At 39.5% G+C, this 26,919-nt stretch carries 22 protein-coding genes and 1 pseudogene; 15 read left to right on the plus strand and 8 right to left on the minus strand.

Annotated elements, in window-relative coordinates:
• The first annotated feature begins 87 nt into the window (after window positions 1-87).
• From ftsB to rpoS, 8 genes are all read left to right on the plus strand, one after another.
• On the plus strand, window positions 88-468 hold the full coding sequence (gene ftsB / locus Xind_RS09445) for a cell division protein FtsB (RefSeq protein WP_081988932.1): 381 nt from the start codon (window positions 88-90) through the stop codon (window positions 466-468).
• Window positions 469-528: 60 nt separating this feature from the next.
• Entirely contained in the window at window positions 529-1,329 is an 801-nt protein-coding gene (locus tag Xind_RS09450) for an IspD/TarI family cytidylyltransferase (RefSeq protein ID WP_187649935.1), read from the plus strand.
• Window positions 1,326-1,799, plus strand: coding sequence for a 2-C-methyl-D-erythritol 2,4-cyclodiphosphate synthase (ispF, locus tag Xind_RS09455; protein ID WP_086955344.1), 474 nt, complete (start codon window positions 1,326-1,328; stop codon window positions 1,797-1,799). Before Xind_RS09450 ends, ispF begins: the two co-directional genes overlap by 4 nt.
• Window positions 1,800-1,801: 2 nt before the next feature.
• A complete protein-coding gene (gene truD, locus Xind_RS09460; protein ID WP_047678633.1) occupies window positions 1,802-2,851 on the plus strand; it encodes a tRNA pseudouridine(13) synthase TruD in 1,050 nt (349 codons plus the stop codon).
• A 349-nt stretch (window positions 2,852-3,200) separates the two neighbouring features.
• Window positions 3,201-3,965: a 5'/3'-nucleotidase SurE gene (gene surE / locus Xind_RS09465; protein ID WP_047678636.1), complete on the plus strand. Its 765-nt coding sequence runs from the start codon at window positions 3,201-3,203 to the stop codon at window positions 3,963-3,965.
• Entirely contained in the window at window positions 3,959-4,585 is a 627-nt protein-coding gene (locus tag Xind_RS09470) for a protein-L-isoaspartate(D-aspartate) O-methyltransferase (protein ID WP_047678639.1), read from the plus strand. The genes surE and Xind_RS09470 overlap by 7 nt, the downstream gene beginning before the upstream one ends.
• Window positions 4,586-4,757: 172 nt before the next feature.
• Entirely contained in the window at window positions 4,758-5,792 is a 1,035-nt protein-coding gene (gene nlpD, locus Xind_RS09475; protein WP_339354596.1) for a murein hydrolase activator NlpD, read from the plus strand.
• 53 nt (window positions 5,793-5,845) lie between these two features.
• Window positions 5,846-6,841, plus strand: a complete 996-nt coding sequence (gene rpoS / locus Xind_RS09480) for an RNA polymerase sigma factor RpoS (RefSeq protein WP_047678645.1) — start codon at window positions 5,846-5,848, stop codon at window positions 6,839-6,841.
• A gap of 162 nt (window positions 6,842-7,003) precedes the next feature.
• Here rpoS and miaE read toward each other — a convergent pair whose 3' ends face one another.
• From miaE to Xind_RS09495, 4 genes and pseudogenes are all read right to left on the minus strand, one after another.
• A complete protein-coding gene (miaE, locus tag Xind_RS09485) occupies window positions 7,004-7,816 on the minus strand; it encodes a tRNA isopentenyl-2-thiomethyl-A-37 hydroxylase MiaE (protein WP_197056344.1) in 813 nt (270 codons plus the stop codon).
• An 18-nt stretch (window positions 7,817-7,834) separates the two neighbouring features.
• Window positions 7,835-10,396, minus strand: coding sequence for a DNA mismatch repair protein MutS (mutS, locus tag Xind_RS09490; protein ID WP_047678670.1), 2,562 nt, complete (start codon window positions 10,394-10,396; stop codon window positions 7,835-7,837).
• A 332-nt stretch (window positions 10,397-10,728) separates the two neighbouring features.
• A pseudogene (locus Xind_RS24060) lies at window positions 10,729-10,962 on the minus strand (GFA family protein); the annotation flags it as partial.
• A gap of 229 nt (window positions 10,963-11,191) precedes the next feature.
• Entirely contained in the window at window positions 11,192-11,797 is a 606-nt protein-coding gene (locus tag Xind_RS09495) for a plasmid pRiA4b ORF-3 family protein (RefSeq protein WP_047678647.1), read from the minus strand.
• Between the two features lie 194 nt (window positions 11,798-11,991).
• Here Xind_RS09495 and map point away from each other — a divergent pair, with 194 nt between their 5' ends.
• The 3 genes from map to Xind_RS09510 all read left to right on the plus strand — a co-directional run bounded on the left by map (window position 11,992) and on the right by Xind_RS09510 (window position 15,724).
• Complete coding sequence (map, locus tag Xind_RS09500; protein ID WP_187649937.1) at window positions 11,992-12,819, plus strand: type I methionyl aminopeptidase; 828 nt, start codon at window positions 11,992-11,994, stop codon at window positions 12,817-12,819.
• A 389-nt stretch (window positions 12,820-13,208) separates the two neighbouring features.
• Window positions 13,209-15,362 carry a carbon starvation CstA family protein gene (locus Xind_RS09505; RefSeq protein ID WP_047678650.1) on the plus strand — a complete coding sequence of 718 codons (2,154 nt, stop codon included), beginning with the start codon at window positions 13,209-13,211 and terminating at the stop codon, window positions 15,360-15,362.
• Between the two features lie 158 nt (window positions 15,363-15,520).
• Window positions 15,521-15,724 carry a YbdD/YjiX family protein gene (locus Xind_RS09510; protein WP_047678653.1) on the plus strand — a complete coding sequence of 68 codons (204 nt, stop codon included), beginning with the start codon at window positions 15,521-15,523 and terminating at the stop codon, window positions 15,722-15,724.
• Between the two features lie 118 nt (window positions 15,725-15,842).
• Here the strand turns inward: Xind_RS09510 and Xind_RS09515 are convergent, their stop codons facing one another.
• Both Xind_RS09515 and Xind_RS09520 read right to left on the minus strand, forming a co-directional pair.
• Window positions 15,843-17,144 carry an FAD-dependent oxidoreductase gene (locus Xind_RS09515; RefSeq protein ID WP_187649938.1) on the minus strand — a complete coding sequence of 434 codons (1,302 nt, stop codon included), beginning with the start codon at window positions 17,142-17,144 and terminating at the stop codon, window positions 15,843-15,845.
• A gap of 205 nt (window positions 17,145-17,349) precedes the next feature.
• Window positions 17,350-19,107, minus strand: a complete 1,758-nt coding sequence (locus Xind_RS09520; RefSeq protein ID WP_197056345.1) for a flavin monoamine oxidase family protein — start codon at window positions 19,105-19,107, stop codon at window positions 17,350-17,352.
• Between the two features lie 648 nt (window positions 19,108-19,755).
• Between Xind_RS09520 and yjiA the strand changes: the two genes are divergently transcribed.
• Window positions 19,756-20,709 carry a GTPase gene (gene yjiA, locus Xind_RS09525; RefSeq protein ID WP_187649939.1) on the plus strand — a complete coding sequence of 318 codons (954 nt, stop codon included), beginning with the start codon at window positions 19,756-19,758 and terminating at the stop codon, window positions 20,707-20,709.
• 457 nt (window positions 20,710-21,166) lie between these two features.
• Here the strand turns inward: yjiA and Xind_RS09530 are convergent, their stop codons facing one another.
• Together Xind_RS09530 and Xind_RS09535 are read right to left on the minus strand one after the other, a co-directional pair.
• On the minus strand, window positions 21,167-21,730 hold the full coding sequence (locus tag Xind_RS09530; protein WP_047680614.1) for a tyrosine-type DNA invertase: 564 nt from the start codon (window positions 21,728-21,730) through the stop codon (window positions 21,167-21,169).
• Window positions 21,731-22,621: 891 nt separating this feature from the next.
• Window positions 22,622-23,947, minus strand: coding sequence for an SLC5/6 family protein (locus tag Xind_RS09535; protein WP_047680611.1), 1,326 nt, complete (start codon window positions 23,945-23,947; stop codon window positions 22,622-22,624).
• A gap of 1,198 nt (window positions 23,948-25,145) precedes the next feature.
• Here Xind_RS09535 and Xind_RS09540 point away from each other — a divergent pair.
• Genes Xind_RS09540 through Xind_RS09550 form a run of 3 tightly spaced genes read left to right on the plus strand, consistent with a single transcriptional unit; the run spans window position 25,146 to window position 26,865 of the window.
• Entirely contained in the window at window positions 25,146-25,817 is a 672-nt protein-coding gene (locus Xind_RS09540; RefSeq protein ID WP_047680608.1) for a CsgG/HfaB family protein, read from the plus strand.
• A gap of 23 nt (window positions 25,818-25,840) precedes the next feature.
• Entirely contained in the window at window positions 25,841-26,197 is a 357-nt protein-coding gene (locus Xind_RS09545) for a DUF4810 domain-containing protein (protein WP_047680606.1), read from the plus strand.
• On the plus strand, window positions 26,197-26,865 hold the full coding sequence (locus Xind_RS09550) for a DUF799 domain-containing protein (RefSeq protein WP_047680625.1): 669 nt from the start codon (window positions 26,197-26,199) through the stop codon (window positions 26,863-26,865). Before Xind_RS09545 ends, Xind_RS09550 begins: the two co-directional genes overlap by 1 nt.
• Window positions 26,866-26,919: the final 54 nt, after the last annotated feature.

The raw sequence follows: 26,919 nt of genomic DNA on the forward strand, positions 1-26,919 counted from the left end.
TTGTGATCACATTTCAGAAGCCAGTTTGTGATAGTGGCGTCATTCTTTGAGTTATGGGATGATTAGCGGGTTTTTCTGGGGGCGGAAATGGGTAAACTAACGCTACTATTACTGGTTTTACTTGGCTGGTTACAGTATTCGCTGTGGTTCGGCAAGAATGGTATCCACGATTATGTGCGAATTAAAGATGAGGTTGAAAAACAAGAGAAAGACAACCTTTTCCTTAAGTCACGTAATGACCAGTTATTTGCTGAAATTAAAGATCTGAAAAGCGGTCAACAAGCAATTGAAGAACGTGCCCGCAATGAATTAGGCATGATTAAGCCGGGCGAATCTTTTTATCGCATGGTGCCCGATACAGCGAAACAAAATTCACAACAATCTGTGAATCGCAATACCTTAGGACAAAATGCTTTAGGACAAAATACATTGGGGCAAAATGTCTTGGAACAGAATAGTGAACAATAACTCAAATAAAGTACCCATTCTTCATTATCTCGCAGATACTGTTATGATTGATTTAACTTTATGACTGAAATAGTTGCCTTGATCCCGGCTGCTGGTATTGGCAGCCGGATGAAATCAGAATGCCCGAAGCAATATCTTAATGTTGCGGGAAAAACCATTATTGAGCACACGTTGTCTGTATTGCTTGAACATTCCCGTATACAGCAAATTGTTATTGTGCTGAATCCTGCTGACACGCAATTTAACCAATTGGTTATTGCCTCTGATCCGCGTATCACAACCATTATTGGTGGTGATGAGCGAGCTGATTCTGTGCTGGCGGGACTGAATTATTTGTCAGAATTTTCACCGGAACGCTCAACTTGGGTTTTAGTCCATGATGCAGCTCGTCCTTGTTTACATCGGGATGACCTTGATAACTTACTGCAATTGGTCGATAAAAACGAGAGCTTTCCTGCCGTGTGTGACGGCTTGTTTTATGGTGGATCGTTTTATGGTGGCTCACTTTGTGGTGGATTACTGGCAGCTCCCGTCAGGGACACAATGAAACGTATGCTGGTTTCGCCGGTGGAAAAAATATCTGCGGTAAATCCATTGCTTGTTGATCATACCGTTGATCGTAATGGCCTTTGGCACGCGTTAACTCCGCAATTATTTCCTTTACAGCTATTGCGTGATTGCTTGATTAAAGCGCTTTCAGAGCAAGCCTGCATTACGGATGAGTCTTCAGCATTGGAATATTGCGGCCATCGTCCAGTCCTGATCAAAGGAAGAGCGGACAATATTAAAGTGACCGAACCTGAAGATCTGGCATTGGCTGAGTTTTATCTATCCCGAGAATCAAAGGAACATAGCGTATGAGAATTGGTCACGGTTTTGATGTACATAAATTTGGTGGAGAAGGGCCATTGATCATTGGCGGCGTCCGTATTCCTTATGAGCAGGGATTGATTGCACATTCAGATGGTGATGTTGCCTTACATGCTGCAACAGATGCTCTGTTGGGGGCTGCGGCTTTAGGAGATATCGGGAAATTGTTTCCAGATACTGATCCGGCCTTTAAAGGTGCAGATAGTCGTGAATTGTTGAAAGAAGCCTATCGGCGTATCCGTGAAAAAGGTTATCGGATTGGTAATCTTGATATCACAATTATCGCCCAAGCACCTAAGATGTTGCCTCATATTCCCCAAATGCGGGTTAATCTGGCCGAAGATCTTGAGTGTCATATGGATGACATTAACGTTAAAGCGACAACCACTGAAAAACTGGGATTTGTTGGGCGTAAAGAAGGTATTGCCTGTGAAGCAGTGGCTTTGCTGGTGAAGGAATAAGCATGGTATTGCGTGAATTACATTGGCTTTATGATCGCCCGGAGGCAACCGGAGTTGTTAAAGCAGCACCAGAAGATTTTATTGTTCGTGAAGATTTAGGTTTTTCTCCTGATGGAGAAGGCGAACATTTAATGGTACATATCCGTAAGACAGGATGTAACACTCAGTTTGTTGCTGATCATCTTGCTCGTTTTGCCAAAATATCAGCACGCTCTGTCAGCTATGCGGGCTTAAAAGATCGTAATGCAGTGACTGAACAGTGGTTCTGTTTGCATCTGCCGGGAAAACAAGATCCCGATTTAACCACATTCCAGCTTGAAGGGTGTGAAATACTGGACACCGCTCGCCAGAAACGCAAACTACGCATTGGTGCATTGAAAGGTAACGATTTTACACTGATTTTAAGGGAAGTTTCTGATCGGCAATCAGTGGAAAAACGCTTGCAACTGGTTGCTCAGACAGGTGTTCCTAATTATTTTGGCGAACAGCGTTTCGGGCGTGATGGGCAGAATCTGGTTCAGGCACAGCGTTGGGCAGAAAATGAAATACAGGTTAAAGAACGCAATCGTCGTAGCTTTTACCTTTCTGCTTGTCGCAGTGCTATGTTTAATACCATTACCAGTATACGTATTGCACAGGGTGAGCATCAGCAGGTACAAAATGGTGACGCATTACAGTTAACAGGGCGTGGTAGTTGGTTTGTGGCTGACGAATCTGAACTGGCTGTGCTACAGCAGCGGGTTATCGATGGTGAGTTACAGATTACCGCTCCGTTGCCGGGAGACAAGGCATTGGGGACACAGCATCAGGTTCTGGATTTTGAACAGCAATGCTTACAAGATTACGGATCATTGTGGGCATTGGTTAAACGTGAACGTGTAGAAAGCGCTCGCCGGTCGATGTTGGTGAAACCACTTAATTTGCGTTGGGAATGGCAGGATGACCAAACTGTCACTCTTCATTTTTCTTTGCCATCAGGTAGCTTTGCAACCAGTGTTGTCAGGGAATTGATTAATCAGGATAAAAATAACACTACTGATATTGCTGAGTAGTGATTTTTTATTTCTGATTCCTTTCACTTATTTCCAGTCATAGGGTTAGCGGTATGACTGGAATTTTATTTTCTTCCCAAGTAGTGAATGTAAATACACTTTCTTTTATTTTTGCTACGGACTCTTTGTTCACTATATTGATGGATAAGTTTCGTGGTAAGTATTTTCTTATTTAAAGGCTGAATGCAAAGCGCTCTACAAAACGGGTTGCCTCATGCTAAGATCAAACGATTTTCTGATAATCCTGATCTTGTCCGGGCGTAAGTTACACCATAAAAATAGGACAATGGATAGGGAAAATTACAGTATCATTCTATGTTTTAATAAGTAAAATCAATGAGATATTTTAATGCTGCGGATATTGCTAAGTAATGATGATGGTGTCACTGCGCCGGGTATTCAAACTTTAGCGGCTAAATTACGGGAACAATATCATGTGCAGGTTATTGCACCTGATCGTAACCGTAGCGGTGCGTCGAATGCTTTAACGTTGGATCGTCCTTTGCGTATCAGCGTATTGAATAATGGTGATGTTGCGGTTAGGGAAGGAACACCGACAGACTGTGTTTACTTGGGGGTCAATAAGTTAGTTCGCCCTCGCCCGGATATTGTGGTTTCAGGGATTAACTGTGGTCCCAATTTAGGTGATGATGTAATTTATTCCGGTACAGTTGCTGCTGCAATGGAAGGGCGTCATTTAGGGTTACCCGCCCTTGCCGTATCACTTGATGGTGACAAACATTATGAAACAGCAGCAGAAGTTACTGTACATTTATTGAATCTGTTACAAAAATTCCCATTGAGAGCCGGAAATATTCTGAACATCAATGTGCCTGATAGACCTATTGAGCAAATCAAAGGGTTTAAGGTAACACGATGTGGTTGTCGAAGTGCGGCTGAAGAAGTTTATTCTCTGGAAGATCCCAAGGGCGATATGCTTTATTGGATAGGGCCTCCGGGAGAAAAGCGTGATGCTGGTCCGGAAACAGATTTTGCTGCGGTAGAAGAAGGGTTTGTCTCCATTACTCCTTTGCAGGTAGATTTGACAGCCTATAAAGCACAAGAATTGGTCGCTGATTGGTTGTTGAAAGTCGGGGAAATGGGAGAATGTTAAGTCGGTTAATGAAAAATTTGCTGACACAATTGCGCCAGCAGGGAATACAGAACGAACATCTGCTGGATGTGATATCGAGAGTTCCCAGGGAATGCTTTGTTGATGAAGCCTTGGCGCATAAGGCATATGAAAACACAGCATTGCCCATTGGATCTGGGCAGACTATATCTCAGCCGTATATTGTTGCTCGTATGACTGAGCTACTGAATTTGACCCCTGAATCTAATGTGTTGGAGATTGGAACGGGATCTGGCTATCAGACAGCTATACTTGCCCATTTAGCCAGACATGTTTTCTCCGTAGAACGTATTAAGGGGTTACAGTGGCAGGCTAAGCGCAGGCTAAAACAGCTCGATTTGCATAATATCTCAACCCGCCATGGGGATGGCTGGAATGGTTGGCCGTCAAAAGGGCCATTTCATGCCATTATCGTCACAGCAGCACCTCCAGAAATACCACAGGCACTATTACATCAGCTAGCAGATGGCGGCGTGATGGTATTGCCAGTTGGTGAGCGTTCTCAGTCGCTAAAGGTGGTACGTCGTTATGGGAACGATTTTCATAGTGAAGTCATCGAATCTGTTCGTTTCGTACCCCTGATCCAAGGCGAACTGGCATAATCTGCTGATTTATATTTTTTTGCCGCTATTTTTAAATTAGCCGTCATTTTTTGAGATAAAAAAAGTATTTTGCTTTAAATATTTTTGTACATCTAAATTTCTTTATAAATCATCATGCTTATCACTTATATTTGCCTTTATGGGGGAATAAGGTATGAAAGTAGGAAACTTAATGAAAAAAATACAGTGGATAATAACCTGCGTTATTATGGGAATAATTCTGACAGGTTGTAGTAATACAATGAGCCGTCCTGCACCAATAGTGAGTGTGGATAATCAGGAAAAAAACGGAATAATATCCTCCCGGAGCCCATCGGTTTCGATACCTATGTCATCTTTTCCCCCTGTCATTTCTACAAATCGGCCAATAGAACATCGTGCTTCAGATAATCGATATCCAGTGAATCATGCTGGTAATAAGCCTGCTCAGCAAGAGGGGATCGTCTATGACCGCAATTATGGGAACATTCCTAAAGGCAGCTATAACGGCAATACTTACACAGTTAAACATGGAGACACTTTATTTTACATTGCGTGGATTACTGGTAAGGATTTTCGTGATATATCTCACATAAATGGTATTTCAGAACCTTATAGCTTAAATGTTGGTCAAGTCCTGAGAATTGGCAATGCAAACTCCAAGAATGGTGTATTAATAGCATCAAATAGTACTCAATCTAAAATTGAGCAGGTTGATTTTCAAAAAGGTAATGCGTATCCTGCAAATATTGATAGGCAGAATCCTAGAAAGATGTTGCCAAGAGTGACAGTTTCTGATAGCGACGATGCCGCCTCTAAAGCATCACCAGAGACAGGTTTAAATGCGAGTAAGGCGATCAATAATTGGAAATGGCCTGCGGAAGGAAAGATTCTTGAAGGTTTCTCAGATTCTCGAGGTGGGAATAAAGGCATTGACATTGCGGGGAGTCGTGGTCAACCCGTTTTTGCGGCCGCTAATGGGAAAGTTGTTTACACCGGAAACGCATTACGCGGATATGGAAATCTAATAATAATAAAACATGATGATGACTACCTGAGTGCCTATGCTCACAACGATGCTATGTTGGTGCGGGATCAGCAGGAAGTACAGGCAGGGCAGAAAATCGCCACTATGGGTAGCACCGGAACCAGTTCAGTAAGATTGCATTTTGAGATTAGATACAGGGAAAAATCCGTAAACCCGCTGCGTTATCTTCCGCAGCGATAAACCGGGGCAGGAACCTGAACTCCTGTCCGCATTATCATGGGTAGGAGCAACTGATGAGCCAAGGTACGCTTAAAGTTAATGAGTTGTATGAAGAGGCGGATTTAGACGAAAGTGGCATGGAAGCCGGTGACTTTGATGAAGCGTTGCTGAAAGACGAGGATGATTTAACTAGTCTTGATGAAGATTTGGATTTGTTGCAAGGAGTAAACCAGCGAGTTCTTGATGCAACACAGCTTTATCTCGGAGAGATTGGTTTTTCTCCTTTGTTGACAGCAGAGGAAGAAGTTCTTTTCGCCAGACGCGCATTGCGGGGAGATATTGCTGCACGCCAGCGCATGATTGAAAGTAATTTGCGGTTGGTAGTTAAGATCTCCCGCAGATATAGCAACCGGGGGTTGGCACTTTTGGATTTGATTGAAGAAGGTAATCTTGGTCTTATTCGAGCAGTAGAAAAATTCGATCCTGAAAGAGGTTTTCGTTTTTCCACTTATGCAACTTGGTGGATCCGTCAGACAATTGAACGGGCTATTATGAATCAAACTCGTACGATTCGTTTGCCTATTCATATCGTTAAAGAGCTAAATGTTTATTTACGTACTGCCAGAGAGTTGGCTCATAAATTGGATCATGAGCCAAGTATTGAAGAAATAGCGGAAAAACTGGATAAACCAGTTGATGATGTAAGTCGTATGATGCGGCTTAATGAACGTATTACTTCCGTTGATACGCCAATGAGTGGGGATTCAGATAAAGCGTTATTGGATATTTTATCTGATGAGAATGATTCAGGGCCAGAAACAACTATTCAGGATGATGATATGAAACAAAGTATTGTCAAATGGTTGTTTGAATTGAATGCAAAACAACGTGAAGTTCTGGCTCGCCGTTTTGGTTTACTTGGATACGAAGCGGAAACATTGGAAGATGTCGGGCGAGAAATTGGGTTAACCAGGGAAAGAGTCCGTCAGATTCAGGTGGAAGGGTTGCGTCGTCTCAGAGATATTCTGCACACCCAGGGCTTGAACATTGAATCATTATTTCGTACTTAATTTTTATGCCTAATAGCATTCAAGATATGGTTGAAAAAGCTGTAACTTGAAAGATAAAGAGATAATTGAATAAAAAGGTGGACTGATTAGCTCACCTTTTTATTTATTATTTGGTTAATTTATTGGAACATCATAATTTCTGGCGAAATCACTACTTAGTCACTACTTACTATTAATATAACTATTTATAGGTATTCCACTATGGAATTTGAAATCAGGATCTGGTGACTGAATAAGTTCAGCTTCAATTTGACCGAAATATTTCACTCTTTCGGTAATATCTTCTTTAGAAATAGATTGAGCCAGCATTAAATAATCCTGATAATGGCGTGCTTCTGAACGCAGCAGGGAAATATAAAATTTACCCAACTCTTCATCCAAATGAGGAGCCAGTTTTGCGAAACGCTCGCAAGAGCGAGCTTCGATATATGCTCCAATAATCAACTTATCTACCAACGTGTAAGGTTCATGGTTCGTGATATGCTGAAATAATGACTTGGCATAACGACTGGCGCTGATGCTGTCATAGTTGATTCCTCTGGCATCCATAATTTCCAGCACTTGATAAAAGTGGTGTAGCTCTTCTTTAATCAATAACACCATTTTATCAATCAGCGTTTGCCCATAGGGGGATTTTTCTCGTGCTGTAATTTGCTTGGTAACCTGACTTTTGCCTTTCAATGAATGAATATCGCCCATTTTTTTATAGGCGAAATCCTCATAGGGTTTAAACCATGCCAGCAAAGTGTCAGCACTTGCAGGATCTACAGCGTATTTGCGGATCAGGAACATTGCGCTTTGGGCTGCTTTTAATTCACATAGAAGGTGATCACGCAGTAAAACCGGAAGATTTTCCGGTTGTCGTGCTTTTTCTACCCATTGATCCGGTGTCTCACACTGTAAAAATTGATAAATTGGCTCTAACAGGTTGATATCATGTTTCATTTGTAAACCCGTCATTTTACACCATGTCATTTTTATGCAATATCCTTGTTACACCATGTCTTTCAAACGATAAATCCAATCCAATGCTTGACGTGGTGTCAAGGAATCTGGATTCAGATTTTCCAATGCTTCAACCGCTGGAGACGTTTCTTCTGTCAGTAGCGTCAATTGGGGGGTATCGACATAACCCATTGTTGCGTTATTGGAAAGCGACTCCAGTTCTTTTAATTTTTGGCGTGCTCGTTTGATAACATCGCGGGGGACTCCTGCCAGTGAAGCAACAGCCAACCCGTAACTTTTGCTGGCAGCACCCTCTTGAACATTGTGCATAAAAGCAATGGTATCGCCATGTTCAACAGCATCCAGATGGATATTAACCACACCTTCGAGCTTTTCAGGCAGTTTTGTTAATTCAAAATAGTGGGTAGCAAACAGCGTCATTGCTTTGATGCGGTTAGCCAGATTTTCAGCGCAGGCCCAGGCGAGGGATAGACCATCGTAAGTTGATGTACCACGCCCGATCTCATCCATCAGAACCAGACTATGCTCTGTTGCGTTATGCAGAATATTGGCGGTTTCGGTCATTTCCACCATGAAGGTTGAACGCCCTGAAGCCAGATCATCGGAAGCCCCTACCCGGGTGAAAATACGGTCTACAGGCCCAATTACGGCTTTTTCAGCAGGAACAAAACTGCCGATATACGCCAATAACGTAATTAAGGCTGTCTGACGCATATAAGTACTTTTACCCCCCATATTCGGCCCTGTGATGATTAACAGGCGACGTTGCGATGAAAGCGTTAATGGGTTTGCAATAAAAGGTTCACTGAGCACCTGCTCGACAACCGGATGACGACCGCCTGTGATTTGTATCCCCGCTTTATCAGTCAGGGTCGGGCAGGTATAGTTCAATGTTTCAGCACGTTCAGACAGGTTTGCCAGAACATCTAATTCTGAAAGGGCTTCCGCACTGGTTTGCAATGCAGCCAGATGAGGGAGCAATAAATCGAACAGTTCTTCATACAATGCTTTTTCGATAGCGAGCGCTTTACCTTTGGAAGTCAGAACCTTATCTTCATATTCTTTTAGTTCAGGAATAATGTAACGTTCTGCATTTTTTAGGGTTTGGCGGCGTACATAATGAATCGGTACGAGATGGCTTTGTCCACGGCTGACCTGAATATAGTAACCATGTACGGCATTGAAGCCGACTTTCAAGGTATCAATACCAAGCTTTTCGCGTTCGCGGATTTCCAGTCTGTCAAGATAATCACTGGCCCCATCAGCCAATGCCCGCCATTCGTCTAACTCAGCATTATAGCCGGTTGCAATCACGCCACCATCGCGTACCAGAACCGGAGGTGTTTCGACAATCGCTTTTTCCAACAGTGTCTGTAACTTATCGAAATGACCGATACGCTGTTGTAATACTTGGATATAAGGCGAATCAGAGGAGGACATAATCTGGTGAATATCAGGTAATTGCTGGAATGCATGACGCATTCTTGCCAGATCACGGGGACGAGCGGAACGAAGAGCGAGGCGGGCAAGTACACGTTCTAAGTCACCAATCTGACGTAAAAACGGTTGTAGCTCAAAGCCGATTTCCTGGAGTGCAGAAATCGCCTGCTGGCGGTTTTCCAGTATATTTTTGTCACGGATCGGAGTATGTAGCCAACGTTTCAACATGCGGCTGCCCATTGGCGTTACACACTGGTCCAGTACAGAAGCCAGCGTATTTTCAGTGCTTCCCGACAGATTTTGGGTCAATTCGAGATTACGGCGGGTTGCAGCATCCATAATGACGGTTTTTTGCTGACATTCCATCGTAATATTGCGGATATGGGGTAGAGCAGTACGCTGAGTATCTTTGACATATTGCAGCAGACAACCCGCAGCCTGCAGCGCCAGCGTGGCTTTTTCCACACCAAAACCTATCAGGTCACGAGTACCAAATTGTAAGTTCAATTGCTGCCTTGCCGTATCCAGTTCAAATTCCCACATTGGGCGGCGACGCAGACCGTGGCAGCGTTCAATCAGCGCCATATGACTGAAAGTTTCAGGGTAGAGTAATTCTGCCGGGCGAGTACGTTGAAGCTCTGCTGAGATGGTATCCTCATCAGCTATTTCAGAAACACGGAAGCGGCCAGAAGTGATATCCAAAGTAGCATAACCGAACCCCTGGCTGTCATGCCAGATAGCCGCCAGAAGATTATCCTGACGTTCTTGCAGCAATGCTTCGTCAGTGACAGTACCCGGCGTTACGATACGTACAACTTTACGTTCTACAGGGCCTTTACTGTTAGCAGGATCACCAACCTGCTCACATATTGCCGCAGATTCACCGAGTTGGACCAGTTTTGCTAGATAGTTTTCGATTGCATGATAAGGAACGCCTGCCATTGGAATTGGCTGGCCTGCGGATTGCCCACGTTTAGTCAGCGAAATATCCAGTAACTTTGCTGCCTTTTTGGCATCGTCATAGAACAACTCATAAAAGTCCCCCATGCGGTAAAGTAGCAGAATGTCCGGGTGTTGCGCTTTCAGTCGCAGGTACTGCTGCATCATCGGGGTATGGCTATCTATATCCTTTGCTGGAGATTCTTTCATATTGATTTGATTCAATTTTTTATTCCTGTTGACTCGGTTGGGCTATCGACACTCAGTCAACCCATCGAAATGACAAAACCTAAATATAATCAGCTAAGGATAGAACGTTAATGAACCTCATGCTGGGCGAAAACACTATCTTATCACTGATAATCTGTGTGATTCATCTGTGGATTCGATTGCTTACAGAAAGAGCAAGAGTTGTAGGGTAGGGTATCAAGATTGTAATCGGGAATGTATCAAATTTTCTGACTATTAAACAGGATTGCGAAGCCGCTCGATTTAAATCATTTTGCTATGTATACCGCTATACTCCTACTGTTTTTGCAAATTTGACTGCAAAATGCACGGCTGGAATAATCTGAAGATCGATACAGGGATGGAAAACCACCTTTACCAATCCATTGAATAGAATTTTTGGGAAACTCTACCCAACAGAGCGTCAATGCCCCAGAGTGTTTTTGGCACATAGTACATGAACAGGTATGAGGATTGACTGGAACCCCTGTAGCAATAAATCTGATATTGCTGCATAAACATCCACCACGATATTCTGATGTGCTCATAGTTATCCCTTATATAACGTTGCGGTATATGGACTACCCTCATTTATAGCTTAGCAGACCACTCTTTATTAATGGGGGATCAGTTGACAGACCGGGAAAATTGCGTTGCTGTGATGCTGGAATTTATCGGGAAAATTAATTGAATGCGACTTCGCAGAAAATACTTTTGCTATTTTATTTCTGAGATAAAATAGCAAAAGCCAGTAATTAAGTTATATGACTAACTTATTTATTTAAACAGTGGCACATAACGATCACGCGACCAGCGGTAATATAAAGCCAGCATATTGTTTATTTCTTCGGGAACACATTTTTCAGGAGAAAAAACATTATCCGGGGAAATTTCAGTATTACCATTAACCCATTCAAACATTTCCTGATACTCATCGTGAGTAGGATCTTTAAGAATATTAATCAGATCTACATAGCCGTAGACTCCGCCACAATCTTCGGGAGGACAGGCTTGTTCACCTTCAAGACAGAAGATCGGCATAGGTAATTCTTCGGGAGAATAGTTACTGTTTTCTAATAAAATTTCATGTTCCCAGGCATCACCAAAGTCATAAAGATAAATGAATTTGCTTCCTTTACGCTTGATAAGTGAATCAAGTTTGAATTTCCCTTCTTCCAGACCTTCTCCTGGCTCTTCCGGCATTTCAGTGAAGCGTTTAGAATCAAAAATAAACTCATGTAAATGGCTATCTTCCCATCCCATAACGATTTGAATTACATCATGTAATCTATCCAGTGAAATATTGGATGGAACAATGAAACGACGCCATATAGCAGGTTTTGTTTCCGTAAGTGTAATCTTTAACTGATAAAACTTTTCCATTTTTCGCCCTTAATTGCTTGGATAATTGATACTGATAGGGAAGTATATATATTGAATATTGGAAAACTACATTACAGTATGAAGTGTACATAATGAGAATGCGAACAGATTTTAATAAATAGCTTGAGTTATTCACTGATGCAAGAGCATTATTAAGGGCGTAATCCTACGTACTGAAAAATAAGAGAAAATAAATGAAAAATAGCAATAATATATTGATAAAAAATGCAGAAGAAATAAAACGAATGGAAATCGCCGGGCGTTTGACCGGGCAAGTGCTTGAAGCTGTCCGGCCAATTATCACTCCGGGAATAACAACTTTGGAAATAGATGCATTTTGTCATGACTATATTGTTAATACTCTCGGAGCAACTCCCGGTAGCTTGGGGCAATATGGTTTTCCGCATACTGCTAATATATCGGTTAATCATGTTGTCTGTCACGGCTGGCCATCTGATAAGAGACTGAAAAATGGTGATATTGTCAATGTGGATGTGACGGTCAAAAAAGATGGATACTATGGCGATAGTAGTGTCACATTTTGTGTCGGTGAAGTCGCTTCTCATGCCAAGCGCTTGGTAGATGTGACGCAGGAGTGTCTGTATAAAGCAATCAAGATCGTCAAGCCGGGGATCACACTGGGAGACGTCGGGCAGACGATACAGCAGCACGCCGAGTCGAATAATTATAGCGTCGTACGCGAATATTGTGGTCATGGGATAGGCAGCAATATGCATGAGGAGCCTCAGGTTTTGCACTATGGCAGAGCTGGTGAAGGGGTTGTATTGGAAGAAGGTATGACTTTTACAATTGAGCCGATGATTAATCAGGGGAAAAAAGAGATCAAATTACATAAGGATGGCTGGACAGTGACCACAAAAGATCGTCGATTATCAGCTCAGTTTGAACATACTGTCTTGGTTACTCATAATGGTTTCAAGGTCTTGACTCTACGGGATGAAGAGCGTGAAGTTTTTGAGCGTTGTATATACTCTATGGATCTCAACATAATTAACCAATAAATATCAATTTATTATAATTATGTAAAATTATGGGGATTTTATGCCTTCATTTTATAAGAATAAAAATACTTTTTGTTTTATTTCTTGCTGCTATCAATAAACGTATATATTGAAAGATGATGCCATTGATTAAGGTTTATGAACAGTGAGCTTACTCACAAAATTAGGCAGGTTTTAATTGCTCTGGAACCACTGATAGAAGGATTCTGACCGCTTAATGTGTTATTCCACCGTTGACTCAGATCCTTCTAATATCGCGGGAGGAAGTTTCATATCATAGTGCAGTGTGGCGAGTAGTGTTTCTTTCCTCTGTGATCAGCTAACTGGTTTCTTGAAGTGGAATTAAAAAGAGTAACTTGCTGTTCGTCTTACCTTAAAAAGGGTGTTTTATGAACAATAATAAATTTTTAAAACATATTCCCTGGGTAATATTGGGGATGATTGGGGCATGTTGTCTCGGAGTTGTTGCACTGCGTCGGGGAGAACATGTTAGTGCTTTATGGATAATTGTTGCTTCCGTAGCAGTTTATCTGGTTGCCTATCGGTATTACAGCCTTTACATCGCCACCAAGGTGATGAAGCTGGATGAAACGCGGGCAACACCCGCTGTTGTTAATAATGATGGCCTGAATTATGTTCCTACCAACAAAAATGTTCTGTTTGGTCACCACTTTGCAGCTATTGCAGGGGCGGGGCCATTAGTCGGGCCTGTGTTGGCTGCGCAAGTTGGCTATCTGCCGGGAACATTGTGGTTGCTGGCCGGCGTTGTGCTTGCTGGTGCAGTACAGGATTTTGTGGTGTTGTTTATCTCTTCTCGTCGTAACGGAGCGTCATTAGGAGAGATTGTTAAAGAAGAGATGGGGCGGGTTCCGGGCACAATCGCTCTATTCGGTTGCTTCTTGATTATGATCATTATTCTGGCAGTCCTGGCACTCATTGTGGTGAAAGCATTGGCAGAAAGTCCATGGGGAGTATTTACCGTTTGTTCCACCGTACCGATTGCGCTTTTCATGGGGATCTACATGCGATATATCCGTCCGGGTCGCGTGGGAGAAGTTTCAGTTATTGGGATCTTGATGCTGATCGCGGCAATCTGGTTCGGTGGTGTTGTCGCGGCTGATCCTTACTGGGGGCCTGCTTTAACTTTTAAAGATACTACCATTACTTATGCGTTGATTGGGTATGCGTTTGTTTCTGCATTATTACCCGTTTGGCTGATCCTGGCGCCACGAGATTATCTGGCGACTTTCCTGAAAATTGGTGTGATTGTTGGTTTGGCGATTGGTATTGTGATCCTCAATCCTGATCTGAAAATGCCAGCCGTTACACAATTTGTCGATGGCACAGGGCCTGTCTGGAAAGGGACATTATTCCCATTCTTGTTTATCACTATTGCTTGTGGTGCAGTCTCTGGTTTCCATGCTCTGATCTCTTCTGGTACAACACCTAAATTGCTGGCAAACGAAAAAGATGCGCGTTTTATTGGCTATGGTGCGATGTTGATGGAATCATTTGTTGCTATTATGGCACTGGTTGCGGCATCTATTATCGAACCAGGTCTTTATTTTGCCATGAATACGCCTCCGGCAGCGTTGGGCATTACTATGCCTGATTTGCACAATCTGGGAACTGCGGAAGCTCCAGTGATGATGACTGCGTTGAAAGATGTGACCACACAAGCCGCAGCAGCAGTCAGTTCCTGGGGCTTTGTTATTTCACCAGATCAAATTCTGCAAACAGCAAAAGAGATTGGTGAACCTTCTGTCCTGAATCGTGCCGGAGGAGCGCCAACTCTGGCAGTGGGTATTGCCCATGTATTCCATCAGATCGTTCCGGTTGCAGATATGGGCTTCTGGTATCACTTTGGTATTCTGTTTGAAGCGCTATTCATTCTGACCGCTTTGGATGCAGGTACACGTTCTGGCCGCTTTATGTTGCAAGATTTATTAGGAAATTTTGTACCGTTCCTGAAAAAAACAGATTCTCTGATTGCGGGGATGATCGGTACAGCGGGCTGTGTGGGTATGTGGGGCTATCTGTTGTATCAAGGCGTTGTTGATCCATTAGGTGGTGTTAAAAGCCTGTGGCCACTGTTTGGGATCTCGAACCAGATGCTGGCAGCCGTTGCACTGGTTTTGGGTACTGTTGTACTGATCAAAATGAAACGTACTAAGTACATTTGGGTCACTGTTGTGCCTGCGATCTGGTTGCTGATTTGTACTACCTGGGCGTTGGGACTGAAATTATTCAGTGATAACCCCAAACTGGAAGGTTTTTTCTTCCTGGCAAAAGAGTATAAACAGCGTATTGCAGAAAGTGGGGCAGAATTGACTGCGCAGCAGATCAGTAACATGAATCACATTGTTGTGAACAACTATACCAACGCGGGTTTAAGTATTTTGTTCCTTATCGTGGTCTATAGCATCATTATTTATGGTATTAAGACCGCAATAAAAGCGAACAAAAATCCGGAACGTACAGATAAAGAAACACCTTATGTTCCTGTTCCAGAAGGTGGGGTAAAAGTTTCTTCTACGCACTGATGTAATACTCAAACCGATAGCAGATACATAAAACTGCATTGGTAATAGCTATCCCCACATAATCGCCTTTGTATTATGTGGGGCCTTTCTTTAAGGTATGAGGTTAAGGAATAACTTTGGAAAGAAATAGCTTTTGGGAACAGCGATTGGAGAACATTATGTTTGGTAATCTTGGGCGAGCCGGAAAATATTTAGGGCAAGCTGCTCGTATGCTGGTGGGAGTTCCTGACTATGACACTTATGTACAGCATATGAAGGATAATCATCCTGATCAGCCTTATATGACTTATGAAGAATTTTTCCGTGAACGCCAGAATGCACGTTATGGCGGTGATGGTAAGGGTGGTATGCGTTGTTGCTAGCCTACTAAATGGAAGTGCAATTTGACACAATGCAAAAAGCCAGCAAAATTGTTTTGCTGGCTTAATCTTATTCTTCGAATACTGTGACCTACGATTTTAAGTTAAATAAATCTGGTTTTTAAATCGGTTGGATAATATTTTTCCTGTTTATTCTAAATGTATGGTTATCGAACTCCGCTTTTCCACTCAATGCAAGATCAGCACATGCTTTTCCAAATAATGGCGCAAATTTAAATGTCCAACCACCTAATGATAAGATGATATTTTGGTATTGATCATATTGCTTAGGCATAAAATCTAATACTGCTGTATTATCAGGGAGATCTGCATGTAATGCTCTTGCCATATCAATAGGCGTGGTATCAACTCCTCTCATATAATTGATGACAAAATCTCTAGTTATATCAATATCTAACTCCTTCGGTGCAAAAATTCTGTCATCCACATCATAAAATTTATGTGAAGCCCAATCTACGGCAAGCCGGATAAAACCTTTTCGTGCAAATTCATAACTGGGAAAACCATAGAAAAGATTACTGTAACCATTTTTAGGATTCTCAAATTGGAAGAACATTGGATAGTTTCTTTCCGGGATTTCTCCTGTTAATTTATAGTATGAGAAACACATATCCCAAATGATATAATTTATTTTTATTCCCAGTGATTGAGGTAATAGTTTATTAGTAAAAGCATTAGAAGTAATAGCTATTTTATCGGCTTTATAGTTACCATTAGCTGTCATAATAGTGACACCATCATGACGGCTAGAGATCTCATTCACTTCAGTATATTCAAGGACGGTAACATTATCTGATTCTTTTAAATACTGCCCCAGTTTCCTTATAATATGTTTGACATCTATAGTAGCATTATCCGGGCTATACAACCCCATGTAATTTTCCGGTAGATTTTTGAATGGATATTTTGTCTCTAATTCTTTTTTTGTTAAAATTTCATACTTCTTATTGAGTTTCTTTAAGACCTTTATTGGCCCGAACAGAGTGCCCTGTGGAGTATCACCTGTTGCTACACCAAAGTTGAGTAATCCGTTCATATATATGAACTTAGAATTTAGTTCTTCTTCTAACTCATGATAAAGTTTCCCTGCACTAAAGGATAATGTGGCATGTTCAAGATCATCATAAACTGTTCTCCACATTCTGACATGCCCGGCAGAGCTTGAATCTTGTGTACCTAACGTATTTCTCTCTATAAGTAAAACATTTTTCTTGGCTTTAGCTGCATAATAAGCTGTACATAGCCCAATAATTCCTCCTCCTACAACACAAATGTCATATTTTTTATTATTAATGTATCTGCTTTTATTTACTGTGGCTTCTTGTTCATCTTTATCTAAAGCAGAAACATTCATTGCTGCTGTTAATAGTGCTGCTGATTTCGTAAAATCATATCGATTCATCCATATTCTCCAATTTTAATCATTGTTAAATTTTTACTCTTACCAATCATAAAACCAGACATAGACTGCACGCTAAAAACAAACACTATCATCCATAATGCGATTTTCTATGAATAAGTACATCATTAATTATGAATGATGACGGACTACTTTTATTGATAGGAGTATCTCTTCCATTTGAAAATATATTGAGTATATAGAGTAATTATCTTCCTAAATAATATTCTTTATCTAACCATTCTGGCCAATCCAGATAAAAAGTTTCTTGTAGTAACCGCTCCGCTACACAAAATGCGCCTTCAGTCCAACCCTGATCTCCTGAGTATGCTTCTCCTATAATATGTACAGATTCATTTTTTATTGGGTGCCTCATAAAAGGCATAACTTCTTCCACTGATACACCAACTTGCCAGGCATGATATCCGCCTCCGTATGGATCTTGAGACCAATCTTTGATCCTCGCGATATAAGGTGATGGAATATCTATACCATGTAATTCCTTAACTTGAAGCATTGCTTCTCCAACTAAGTGTTTAGGAACGGGATCACCGGGCAGGGGAAACGCTTTAAATTTCTCTTCTGAAACTATAGTGGTCTCACGAGGTTCATAGATAAACTTTTTATCTTTTATTCGCATTAGCGCTTTCCAGAACGTGACTGTTCTCATATCGTTATAGCTGGATAAAAATAATGAATGAGAATTTTTTTTATCCGTACCAAAATAGTAACATTGTCGAATAGGTAAATCAGTGATTGATGCTCCTGATTTAGTTTTAAACTGTTTAGTCCACCAAGGATATTCGAATCCCATTAATAATTTTAGTGACGGTTCGGAAATAACGGCGTCAATATTTTTATGTAATTCTTTGGATAATTTTTTATCAAAGAAGAAGTTTTGTTGATCTAAGAGATTAAGAGAGCGCTTTGGCATTGCCAGGATAATAGTATCAGCGTTTACTGTCCAATAAGTTTGACTATTTTCATTCCTAAATTTTAATGAATAACGGCGGCTCCCTTTATTATTATGTTTAAAAGTGACTAAGGTATTCTTTAGCCAAAGTTTAGCACCATTTTGGTTTGTATAAGTTTTTGCTAAAGCATAAGCTAATTGATCATATCCATTTTTAATGGTTCGATATTCTGTATTAGCTTGAGTGAAATCTCCTACCATGTAAGACATGGATTCAGCAGCATTCCAATTAATCGTATTTGAATAATATCCTCCGGCATCAGATAAAAAATTGTAGCCTTCTTGTCCGACCTGATCTTTAATTAAATTCCAAAATCCAATGTCTTTGACTTTCATTTCGTGATACGGACTTCCTTTTTTGAGATAAGTTATATTCTTTTTAATAATATCCCATTGGCGCAGGCTTATTTTAAATTTGTAGTCATGTTTATTTGTTTTTTCAATAAGATCACTATAATTTTCCCTGAACCAAGGATCTGCAACTAAAACACCATATATAATTTTATTAAATAATTGAGAAGCACTATAACCTTTACTATTATCGTCCAGGAAGTAACGAGTTTTTAAAAACTTATCCTTATTTTGCATTTTAGACCATGCATCAGCTCTGAAACGTTGCCCTCGTAAATAGAAAAAATTATTTGGTGCATCACTCCCTGGAAATAGTTCATAATTTAATTTAAAAACATCTTCAATTAGGGATGCTGTAATTTTTTGTGAAGAGAGGTAGCGCATGCCACCTAATTCACCGATGATATCTGTACCGGGTAAGTTAACTGAGAGTAATCTTCCTCCAACAAGGTTATTTAAATCAAATACATGAGCGGTGGACGGGGAATGAGAATTGTCTGAATATTGGCCGGTTAACAGGCGATATCCAGCATATAAGCCAGATACACCAGCACCGATAATTGCTATATCAATTGATAATCCTTCTTGAATATCAACACTATGAGGAATCTGACCCATCTCAATTCTTTTTTCTTTTTTCATAGGATATTCTCTCTTAATTAAGATAAATAGTATTTCCCCGGAATCATTTTTTAATACCAAATTGTGAGGTTTAATAGCTTTTTTAGATTTTTTTATTAATGGAGAATAATTTGTATAATGTATCTTAGATTACCTCCTGTTATGAACGAGAGTATAAAAATTGTAACTTAAAATGTGATGGATATGATTATTCTATACTCGTTAACATAATATGCATTTTTATAAATGCTAAGGTAACTGGATTAATCTTATTGTTTAAATTGTATGTGATTATTTCTTTATTTAATTATGGTTGGAATTTTTCGCTTAGATAATAATATTTTGTTTTTTTTATAAAAAATAAATTAGAATAATAAAATTACATACTATAAATTTTAAGATACAGACAACAAAGCTGTAGTTTTAAAGATAATAGGTATATCATGGAATATTTTACTATGTAGCACATCAGCCAATAAATAATCATGAAAGAGATATTATCGATGAAAGCTATCAATATTGTTGCCAAATTCTTCTTAAAGTATACTCATCTAAGATGATCCAATGTTTTTTTCTCTGAAAAACTTTGAAAATAATTCAGAAAATTATTTTTTTTAATGATTTCAAATAAATAGGAGAAAAATTATTATAATGAAGCAGGAAACGAAAATGAAGCCTATATCCGTCACGATCCTAACGGGCTTTTTGGGATCAGGTAAGACAACATTATTGCAGCATATTCTTAATACTGAACATGGCTATAAAATTGCTGTGATTGAAAATGAGTTTGGTGAAGTACCTATTGATCATGAATTGATTGGAGGTAGAGCAACTCAGATTAAGACATTAAGCAATGGTTGTATTTGTTGCAGCCGCTCAAATGAGCTGGAAGATGCTTTACTGGATTTATTGGATGGTCTTGATAAAGGTGAGTTCATTTTTGATCGGCTGATTATCGAATGTACAGGGATGGCTGATCCTGGCCCAATTATTCAAACGTTTTTTTCCCACGAAATTTTGTGCCAGCGTTTTTTACTGGATGGCATTATTACATTAGTGGATGCAGTGCATGCTGAACAACAACTGGATCGTTTTTCCCTTGCTCAGGCACAGGTTGGATATGCCGATAAAATTTTATTAACGAAAACGGATGTTGCTTCAGAAAATGATGTACTGACTGAACGGTTACAGAGAATTAATGCCAGAGCGCCAATTCATAAAGTAGTACATGGCGAGGCTGACTTAAGTTTATTATTTGAGCTGGAAGGTTTCATGCTGAATGATAAATTGACTGTTTCAGTGCCGATTTTTCGCTTTGTGCCTGGGCAGCAAAACAGTATCCAATCTGTCGTTGTTAACCTGAATCATCCTATTGAATTTAATGAAATTTCAAATCTGATGGAAGAGTTGTTATTGAGTTTTGCGGACAGTTTACTGCGTTATAAAGGTATCCTTGCCATTCAAGGAGAGCCACGTAGGTTGTTGTTTCAGGGAGTCCAACGTCTATATAGTGCAGATTGGGATCGCGAATGGTGCGACGATGAACAGCGGCATAGTGTATTGGTTTTTATTGGAATGGATCTACCAGAGCAGAAAATCAGGGAAAAATTTGCACAATTATAGTTGATACCTGTCTTATGTTTAACTGGATAGCCAAATTGAGATACGGGCTTTTTATTTAACTTAAAAAATGAAGGGAAATTCCCTTCATTTTTTAAGTTACCTCTTTGTTGGCTTAACTCATTCACCTTAGTGATACGCTCAGCGATGTGCCTGAAAGTGCCATCTCAATTTGATTTGAACTCTATTGGATATTGGCATAAATTTGCTGATCATATTTAAATACAAATATATATTATATATGTGAATCCTGGAACTTAAGTTTTTATAAAAGAAATAAAGTAGTAATTTAACAAACATAAAACAATAAATATAAATAGAACTTATCATACGTCAAAAATCATATTTACGTTACAACGAAGTTGTCTATTCTGTTTACTTGCAATCTCCACAAGAGGAGCAGTGGAGATTGTTGCGATAACAGGTTATGTTAGTGAAAACAAGAAAAATAAATAAAAATTTATTTAGAGTGTGTCTCCCAAATTTTGGAAAAGCGTTTTACATTACTGGCTGTATAAATCACGGTATGTGAAATGTTGCGATGTCCAAGATAATCTTGAATTAAACGAGTATCGCGCCCGAGATCTGCAAGTGCATAGCCACAGGCGTGCCTCAACATATGGGGATGCGGAGAAACGCTGACTGCGGCCTTTTTTCCATAACGTTTCAGTAGCCCATAAACTTGTTGTCGTGAAACAGCCCCCGATTTTTGGGAAAGAAATACCCATGGTGAATCAGCTTCCCGCCATTTTTGACGTACATCCAGCCATCTTTTGAGCGCTTCAATTTCTTCTGGGATCAAAGGATGTGTTGTTGATAGACCACCTTTTAAACGTCTTATATGAATAATTGCTGAATTTAAATCGAGATCAGATAAACATAAATTACACAGCTCACTGACTCTAAACCCATGAATAAAACACATCAATAGCATGCAATAATCTCGTTCAGCATGACGTCCTTGTCTTGTTTCTGCCAAAATTGCATCTATTTCATATCGGGTTAAAAATTTGCGTTGCTTCATGAAATTATCATTCCTATTACATCAGATAGATTAGCTGTAAATAACGGAGCTATTTAAACTAATCGAATACAACAAGCTACCAGAGCTTTTGAACATAATTGGATAAATACCAGGTTAATATAATTAGAAAACAGGAAATGAAAAAATTTGCTGCTTCTGCTCATCATTGTTTTAATGAAAATATTTATTTAAATAGTGTAAATATTTGTTATGTAACCCTCGTGAATAGAATGGGCTAATCATAGAAAGAATTCCACAAGGAATACTGATTGATTAAATTTTGCTACTAAACATCTGGCTGAATTTTATTTTTAGTTTTTTATTCTTATATTGTCCTTTTATGGTGTAATGATTTCGTCTTTTTACTGCATTTACTGGAAAAAGTAAATGATTTATCTAATTAGAGTGAAATATGTACTTTTTTGTATGCAAAATATCGACTTAAAGAGTTGTGTTCATTATCATTCAGATATAAATTTTGAATTTTTTGTATATGCAGGATTTTATTTTGAATATTGAAGTGATTTAAAATTAGTAGACTTCTTTAGTGTAAATTAATGGAGATGTGACAGTATTTAAAATAACCGAATTAACATGAATAATTAACATGAATAAGTAAATTGTAAATTTATGTTATCATTTAAAATGATACTATTCTCTTACTAATTATAATTAAATGTAACGCTTCCTATTTTTATTTGAGCTGTAATGATTTATTAAATAAATATTAATTATGATTAATTAATAAATATTTCATCATTTCTATAATTATTGATTGCACTATGTGCTTTTGGGAGGTGCTTTGAGCACTTACAGACCTTCCGCAATAGAAAAGTCTGTAGCGTAAGTAAATCTTAATGATAAGCCATCTCGCGGCTGGTTTTTATCTCATCAGGAAAAGGCCAGAAAAGGAGAGATACATAGCAAGATCCCTGTGAAGATAATCAAGATTAGTGATACTCCTTTGTGATGATAGAGGTTGGGAACTTTGTAAACCAGATAAGCAGGAATAAGGCAGCCGACAATACCAAATATCGGACTACAGATAGATGTGAAACTTAAAACCGGTACATTCAGAATAATCGCTCCCCATGCTAATAAAATAGCGAATGCAATGATGCCTTTTTGCACCCATTTTTCATTGATTTTTGCTGTTGGTATTAAGCGGCTGAGAATATTCATGGCTATTCCCTGACTGGCTTCTCGAAAACCGAGGTAGACACCAAAGAAAGCAGTCATGACAGCGAAGACATTGAGCATAACACTGACTAAAATGACCCAACCTCCGGGGAAAAATTGTGCAGCAATCGCTAGCGCCGAAATATTCTGTTCATAAGCTTTGACCGCCTCGTCATGTCCCATTGCCAGCGTAAAAGAAACAGCATAGAAAAATACTGTACAGAACAGAATACCAAAGGCGACATTCATAGCCCGCAGTGCCTTATAACGGGCAACTTCACGATTTTTTTCATGATTGCGATAAGAAATAACCATCGGGCTTAGTGTCTGGATAAACAAGATGGATGTGAGTGTAAAAGGGAGAGTGATAATAGCTTTTTTTATCAGCATGGAGAAAGGAGGTAATGCGCCGATATTGCACAGATGCCACATGCCGATCATGGAAAACCCCAATGCAGCAACAACAAATAGTTTTATCAGCACCATCAGACTGGACAGTTTAAATAATAATCGTTCACTGCGGGATGAGATCATCACCAGAATACAGATCAAGGCTAAACCATAAAAAGGGTTTTCGGATAATAATTCGTCAGTAATACCAAAGGTTTGCAGATATGAGGCACTATCGTTGGTAATCGCAGTGGAGTAAACAAACATCCAGATCACCAGCATAATAAAGTAGAGCACACCTAAAAAAACGCCCCAATTTTTACCGAGATAGCCGCTGATTACGCTAGGGTAATCCTTACATTCAGGTGATTCAGCAAGTGTATTGATGAATAGGCGTTGAAAAAGATACATGGCAGGATAGCCAATAACCGAAGAGAGCAGGAAGACCCATAATCCCATTAAACCGACTTGTACCGGAAGGAAAACAATACCAGCACCGATTGCCATGCCGATACTCATGATGACCCATCCCATGTCTATGCCATCAAATTTTATGGCTTGTTTCCATTCTGCTTCCGTCATATTAGCTCGTTTAGCAGCCAAAGAAACGTGGGACATGACATCATTACTTTTTGTTGCTGTTTTCATAATAGCTCTCGCTTACATCTTTGGTGCTGTAATAGGTGTTGAATAAGCACAGAGAAAAACGTATCACATAAACACCAAAGAACGATTTTTTTTATAAAATTTGTTCAAAAAATGAATTGTCGGGTATTGATATTAAAGAATTTTATGAGGAAAATTTTCCTAAAGACTCCGTTTAATATGACTTTTTAGAGAATTATTTTACATAAAGAAAAAATTGAGATTTGTTATTCTCTCTTTATGCCAGGGCGTTGTGGTTGTTCGTAATATTGAAACAATTGGAGAGAAAAGCGATGTGATTCACTACACTCATACTTGCTCAAAACACCCTGTCAGTATTAAATCCTTTTTATTGTTTACATTATGATGTAATTTAGAATATTAATCTAGTTTTTTCTTGTGGTTATTGTCAGGAATGGATAAAAAGCAATCCGTTTTAATGGCCATCTGTATGGTCATATAGTGTATTTATTCATTTGTATATTTTTCTTGAGTTTAATTAATTTATAACTATAAATTTGTAAATAGTCTATTGGATAAAAATAGTTTAATACATGATTATAAATAATGATTTAATTATATCTTTTTTATTTTATATTTTAATAAATACAGGCTAATTCATTACGCTTAGATTCACCTAATATGTAGGATGGTTTTTAGATAAACAGTTAATGATGCCGATAAATTACATCAGAGTGGCAGGAAAGCAGGGCATATTATTACTGCTTTAATTCCTTTTGGTATACAGATGCTCTTGAGAAAGGTTTGGCAGAACAGGATAAACTTTATATGGGATGAGCCGGAAATGGTGATATGGTGTTTCTGTATTGTCATTTAAATTATAATCTCTTTTATTATTTTAATTTACAGATTGCCTGCTTATATATAATATTTAAAGTTATATGGTATTATTGTTATCTTTTTTGTTGGTTGGGTTTTAATATCGAAATTTGCATTCTAAAATAATATTAGAATATCTATTATTCTAACCCTAAATAAGGGAAGTGGATTACCTTTCATATCTTAACAGACGGAATATGGTTGTAATTAAATGGATTATCGGAAGTATAGGTAATGGGTGTTTAACTATAGTAACAGAACACACGGATGATATGGTGGTGTTGTATTTACATAGACTTTCCCTATAATAAAACTTATAAGACGATGGGATAACCAAAAAAACTCTCAGGAAGACCTAATAATGAAAAATAAACTCACTTTAGCTTCACTTTGTTTCGCTTCATTCATGTTGAGCGGATGTGCGACGGAGTCGTCATCGACTCTTCAGGTGCAAAAAGTTTCTTCATATAACACCACTTACAAAGGAATTCGTAGCCCTATTGCGGTAGGTAAATTTGAAAATCGTTCAAGCTACCAAAATGGCATTTTCTCTGATGGTATCGATCGTTTGGGTAACCAATCAAAAACTATTCTGGTGACACACTTACAGCAAACTGGTCGTTTTAATGTGCTGGAGCGTACTAACATGGCTGAATTGAAAACAGAGGCCGGGTTACAAGGCAAAGCGCAGAAGCTGAAGGGAGCTAATTATGTGATCACTGGTGCAGTCACTGAATTCGGTCGCAAGGAAGTCGGTGACCATCAGTTATGGGGTATTTTGGGGCGTGGCAAATCACAGATTGCTTATGCAAAAGTGATGTTGAATGTTGTGAATGTTGAAACGTCTGAAGTTGTTTTTTCTTCAGCAGGAGCCGGGGAATATAAATTATCCAGCCGCGAAATTATTGGTTTCGGTGGTGCATCCGGTTATGACTCTACTCTGAATGGCAAGGTGTTGGATTTGGCTATCCGTGAAGCTGTCAATGACCTTGTGTCTGGTATTGAAAGTGGCGCATGGAAGCCAGTGAACTAATAATACATAGGGAAGATTTTTTAATGTTTTTGATAAAAAAGATGGGGATGCTGCCGGGCATACTATTATTGGTCGGGTGTGTGCATGCACCTAAAACCATTTATGAATGGGGTGATTACCAGCCAACGGTTTACCAATATTACCAACAAGATAAGACCGGACCACAAGAACAGATCCAGGCATTGCAAAAAGTCATTGAACAAGCCAGAGCTAAAGACAAACCCGTTCCTCCTGGGCTGCACGCTCAAATGGGGTTGCTCTATAGCAAAACAGGCAATATTGAGGAAGCCTTTCAGCAGTTTGAAATAGAAAAGAAATTATTTCCTGAATCCGCACAGTATATGGATTTTCTGCTGAATAAAAATAAGGGAGTGAAATGATGAACCATCTTTGGGGTGCAGTCAGCGCTTTATTATTGCTGGTATTGACAGGATGTGCCAAGCAGACACCTTACGATTATAGTGCGTTGAAGGAAAGTGATCCTAAATCGATACTGGTTCTGCCTGCTGTGAATAAGTCCGTGGATGTCAAGGCGGCTGGCAGCGTGGTTTCTCAGGTCACTTATCCGTTGGCGGAATCAGGATATTATGTTTTTCCTGTCGCGGTTGTCGAAGAGACATTCCGGCAGAATGGTGCAGCAGATGCGCAGGATATTCATAATATCAGCTATAAAAAATTACATGATATTTTTGGCGCGGATGCAGCACTTTATCTGGATGTCACAGAATATGGTACACAATATCATATCATTAGCAGTGATACCCGCGTGACAGCAAAAGCTCGATTGGTTGATCTAAGGACTGGTAAACAAGTGTGGAGCGGTGTAGCAACAGCTTCCACCGCAGAAAATCGTAACAATGGCGGTGGTGGAATTATTGGTATGTTAGTGTCTGCGGCTATTGAGCAAATTGCAAATACGGTGATGGATAGAGGCCACGATATTGCAGGCATCACCAGCAATCGTCTGTTGAGTGCGGGAGGATATCATTATGGCCACCTGCTGTATGGGCCGCGTTCAAAACATTATCGGAAAGAAAAACTAGAATAATTTTAAAAATGCCGCAGTTATTGTCTGCGGCATTTTTTTACTGTCATTTTTATA

Source organism: Xenorhabdus indica (assembly GCF_014467235.1).
Taxonomy (GTDB): Bacteria; Pseudomonadota; Gammaproteobacteria; order Enterobacterales; family Enterobacteriaceae; genus Xenorhabdus; species Xenorhabdus indica.

What these genes read in the sequence shown, in the direction of transcription:
- ftsB (WP_081988932.1), top strand. Translation starts at nt 88, where the DNA reads ATGGGTAAACTAACGCTACTATTACTGGTTTTACTTGGCTGGTTACAG.
- Xind_RS09450 (WP_187649935.1), top strand. Translation starts at nt 529, where the DNA reads ATGACTGAAATAGTTGCCTTGATCCCGGCTGCTGGTATTGGCAGCCGG.
- ispF (WP_086955344.1), top strand. Translation starts at nt 1,326, where the DNA reads ATGAGAATTGGTCACGGTTTTGATGTACATAAATTTGGTGGAGAAGGG.
- truD (WP_047678633.1), top strand. Translation starts at nt 1,802, where the DNA reads ATGGTATTGCGTGAATTACATTGGCTTTATGATCGCCCGGAGGCAACC.
- surE (WP_047678636.1), top strand. Translation starts at nt 3,201, where the DNA reads ATGCTGCGGATATTGCTAAGTAATGATGATGGTGTCACTGCGCCGGGT.
- Xind_RS09470 (WP_047678639.1), top strand. Translation starts at nt 3,959, where the DNA reads ATGTTAAGTCGGTTAATGAAAAATTTGCTGACACAATTGCGCCAGCAG.
- nlpD (WP_339354596.1), top strand. Translation starts at nt 4,758, where the DNA reads ATGAAAAAAATACAGTGGATAATAACCTGCGTTATTATGGGAATAATT.
- rpoS (WP_047678645.1), top strand. Translation starts at nt 5,846, where the DNA reads ATGAGCCAAGGTACGCTTAAAGTTAATGAGTTGTATGAAGAGGCGGAT.
- miaE (WP_197056344.1), bottom strand. Translation starts at nt 7,816, where the DNA reads ATGACATGGTGTAAAATGACGGGTTTACAAATGAAACATGATATCAAC.
- mutS (WP_047678670.1), bottom strand. Translation starts at nt 10,396, where the DNA reads ATGAAAGAATCTCCAGCAAAGGATATAGATAGCCATACCCCGATGATG.
- Xind_RS09495 (WP_047678647.1), bottom strand. Translation starts at nt 11,797, where the DNA reads ATGGAAAAGTTTTATCAGTTAAAGATTACACTTACGGAAACAAAACCT.
- map (WP_187649937.1), top strand. Translation starts at nt 11,992, where the DNA reads ATGAAAAATAGCAATAATATATTGATAAAAAATGCAGAAGAAATAAAA.
- Xind_RS09505 (WP_047678650.1), top strand. Translation starts at nt 13,209, where the DNA reads ATGAACAATAATAAATTTTTAAAACATATTCCCTGGGTAATATTGGGG.
- Xind_RS09510 (WP_047678653.1), top strand. Translation starts at nt 15,521, where the DNA reads ATGTTTGGTAATCTTGGGCGAGCCGGAAAATATTTAGGGCAAGCTGCT.
- Xind_RS09515 (WP_187649938.1), bottom strand. Translation starts at nt 17,144, where the DNA reads ATGAATCGATATGATTTTACGAAATCAGCAGCACTATTAACAGCAGCA.
- Xind_RS09520 (WP_197056345.1), bottom strand. Translation starts at nt 19,107, where the DNA reads ATGAAAAAAGAAAAAAGAATTGAGATGGGTCAGATTCCTCATAGTGTT.
- yjiA (WP_187649939.1), top strand. Translation starts at nt 19,756, where the DNA reads ATGAAGCCTATATCCGTCACGATCCTAACGGGCTTTTTGGGATCAGGT.
- Xind_RS09530 (WP_047680614.1), bottom strand. Translation starts at nt 21,730, where the DNA reads ATGAAGCAACGCAAATTTTTAACCCGATATGAAATAGATGCAATTTTG.
- Xind_RS09535 (WP_047680611.1), bottom strand. Translation starts at nt 23,947, where the DNA reads ATGAAAACAGCAACAAAAAGTAATGATGTCATGTCCCACGTTTCTTTG.
- Xind_RS09540 (WP_047680608.1), top strand. Translation starts at nt 25,146, where the DNA reads ATGAAAAATAAACTCACTTTAGCTTCACTTTGTTTCGCTTCATTCATG.
- Xind_RS09545 (WP_047680606.1), top strand. Translation starts at nt 25,841, where the DNA reads ATGTTTTTGATAAAAAAGATGGGGATGCTGCCGGGCATACTATTATTG.
- Xind_RS09550 (WP_047680625.1), top strand. Translation starts at nt 26,197, where the DNA reads ATGAACCATCTTTGGGGTGCAGTCAGCGCTTTATTATTGCTGGTATTG.